The organism is Dietzia sp. E1, assembly GCF_014145015.1.
Lineage (GTDB): Bacteria > Actinomycetota > Actinomycetes > Mycobacteriales > Mycobacteriaceae > Dietzia > Dietzia cinnamea_A.
The window spans coordinates 1-2,592 of the sequence record NZ_JAALDU010000268.1 but is presented as its reverse complement, the minus strand read 5'-3'; the positions used below and the strand labels follow the sequence as shown (position 1 = coordinate 2,592).

The 2,592-nt window shown below is 72.3% G+C and carries 3 protein-coding genes and 1 pseudogene; all 4 read right to left on the bottom strand.

What is annotated here, in order from left to right:
- Positions 1–300: pseudogene (locus tag G6030_RS09705) on the bottom strand (DivIVA domain-containing protein); the annotation flags it as partial.
- Between the two features lie 131 nt (positions 301–431).
- Entirely contained in the window at positions 432–905 is a 474-nt protein-coding gene (coaD, locus tag G6030_RS09700) for a pantetheine-phosphate adenylyltransferase (protein WP_182642998.1), read from the bottom strand.
- Positions 902–1,489 carry a 16S rRNA (guanine(966)-N(2))-methyltransferase RsmD gene (gene rsmD, locus G6030_RS09695; protein ID WP_182642997.1) on the bottom strand — a complete coding sequence of 196 codons (588 nt, stop codon included), beginning with the start codon at positions 1,487–1,489 and terminating at the stop codon, positions 902–904. The genes coaD and rsmD overlap by 4 nt, the downstream gene beginning before the upstream one ends.
- Positions 1,490–1,505: 16 nt before the next feature.
- Positions 1,506–2,592 (bottom strand): helicase-related protein (locus tag G6030_RS09690; RefSeq protein ID WP_277817444.1); only part of this gene is annotated, 1,087 nt, incomplete at its 5' end.

Genomic DNA, 2,592 nt, shown 5'->3' with positions numbered 1-2,592 from the left:
CTTGGCGTCGGCGAGCATCGCGTCGGCGTCCTCGCGGGCGTCGCGCAGGGTCCGGTCCGCCTCGGCGTCGGCGGCGGCGATGGTCTCGCGGGCGGTGGCGTCGGCCTCCGCGAGCACCCGGTCGCGCTGGTCCAGCACGTCCTGGGCGTCGTCGAGTTCACCGGGGAAGGAGTCGCGGATGTCGTCGAGCAACAGCAGGGACTCGTGCCGGGGCACCACGCAGTTCGCGGTCATGGGCAGACTGCGGGCGTCCTCGATCATCGCGTTCAGCTCGTCGAGGGCCTGGAACACTCGGTACACGCTCGTCCCTTCACCGGATCGTCTCAGTTGTCCCACCAGTGTGCCCGCAACACACGACGGCGGCCCGGTGCGCGGGCGGTGTGTCCGGTGGTCGGGCGATTTCGGCCGAGGCGTTCCCGCAGCGCGACGGTTCAGCCCAGGCGCTGCCGCAGTGCGACGGCGACCGGCTCCGGCAACAGGTGCGAGACGTCGCCGCCGAGCCGGGTCACCTCGCGGCACAGGGACGAGGACACGAACGCGAGGTCGGCCCGGGTGGGCAGGAAGACGGTGTCGATGCCCGCGATGGACCGGTTCATGTGGGCCATCGGCAGCTCGTAGTCGTAGTCGGTGGAGTCGCGCAGGCCCTTGATGACGGCCGTCGCCCCCTGGTCGCGGCAGTAGTCCACGAGCAGTCCGTAGAAGCTGTCCACCCGCACGCCGGGCATGTCCGCGCACACCTCGTCGATGAGCGCCTTGCGCTCGTCGATCGTGAAGGTGCCCTGCTTGTTGGGGTTGGCGACCACGCACACGATCACGTCGTCGAACAGCTCCGCGGCGCGGCGGATGATGTCGAGGTGCCCGAGGGTCACCGGGTCGAAGGAGCCTGGGCACACGACGGTCGTCATGGGGCGACCGTATCAACAGGCCTGGCCATCTCGATCGTGGTCTCCCCGTACGTGCGCTCGAAGACGACGTCGTAGCCGGCGGGCCAGCGCACGGCGGGGTCGCGCTTCGAGCGCTCCCACACCACCAGGGCGTCCTCGGCGAGCCAGCCCCCCTCGAGCAGCGCGCCCAGGACCGGCTCGTCGAGCACGGCCGAGCGCTCGTACGGCGGGTCGGCCAGGACCAGGTGGAACCCGCCGGGCACGGGGCAACCGCCCTCGAGGGCCGCCGGGAGCGCCGCCCGTCTCACGGTGAGGCGCAGGGAGGGCGACGACGACGAGGCCCCTGCGGTGTTCTTCTTCAGGCAGGCCACCGCACGGTGGTTCTCCTCCACGAACCACGCGGTGTCGGCTCCCCGGGACAGGGCCTCGAGTCCGAGCGCCCCGGACCCGGCGAACAGGTCGAGGACGGCGGCGCCGTCGAGGTCCACCCGGCTGTCGATGGCGCTGAAGAGCGCCTCGCGGACCCGGTCCGTGGTGGGTCGTGTCCCGGCCGGCGGCACGGCGATCGACAGTCCGCGCAGGCGGCCGGAGATGATGCGGGTCATTCGGGTTCCCGTCGGGTCAGTATCGGAACAGGTAGTCGGAGTCCTCGGAGCCGGCCAGGCGGCGGACGCGCTCGGCGAGGGCGGGATGCCGGTGCAGGCCCGGGTCCGCCTCGAGGATCTCCTCGGCGTGGCGGCGCGCGATCTCGATGACGTCCCCGTCGTCGACCACCGACAGCAGCCGTAGCGCCGACAGCGCCCCGGACTGCGCGTCACCCAGGACGTCCCCCTCACGCCGCTGGACGAGGTCCAGGTGGGCCAGGACGAACCCGTCGGTCGTGGCGGCGACCGCGTCGAGCCGTTCCATGGACCGGCTCCCCGCGCGGGAGTTGGTCACGAGAAGGCACAGTCCCGGGAGCCCGCCGCGGCCGACCCGACCGCGCAGCTGGTGGAGCTGGCTGACGCCGAATCGCTCGGCGTCCATCACCACCATGACCGTGGCCTCGGGGACGTCCACCCCGACCTCGATGACGGTCGTGGACACGAGCACGTCGAGGCGGCCCGCGGCGAAATCGGCCATGGTGGCGTCCTTCTCCTCCGACGGGAGACGGCCGTGCAGGAGGCCGATCCTCAGCCCGGCCAGCGGGCCGGTGGACAGGTACTCGTGCAGATCCACGGCGGCGACCAACGGCGGTCTGTCGCCGCCCTCGTCGTCGTCCCCCTTCGTCCCGTCGTCGGACCTGCCGTCGTCGGCGTCGATGCGGGAACACACCACGTACGCCCGGTGGCCGGCGGCCACCTCCTCGCGCACCCGCTGCCACGCCCGCACCAACCACGCCGGCCGCTCCCGCGCGGGCACGACGGACGTCGAGATCGGACGCCGACCCCCGGGGAGCTCGTCGAGCTCGGAGACCTCCAGGTCGCCGAACACCGTCATGGCGATCGTCCGCGGGATGGGGGTCGCGGTCATCACCAGCAGGTGCGGCACCATGCCGGCGCGGCCCTTGGACCGCAGGCGGTCACGCTGTCGCACCCCGAAGCGGTGCTGCTCGTCCACCACCACCAGGCCCAGGTCGAAGAAGTCCACCGAGTCCTGGATCAGGGCGTGGGTGCCCACGACGATCCCCGCCTCGCCGGTGACGATATCGAGCAGGGCCGCCCGCCGC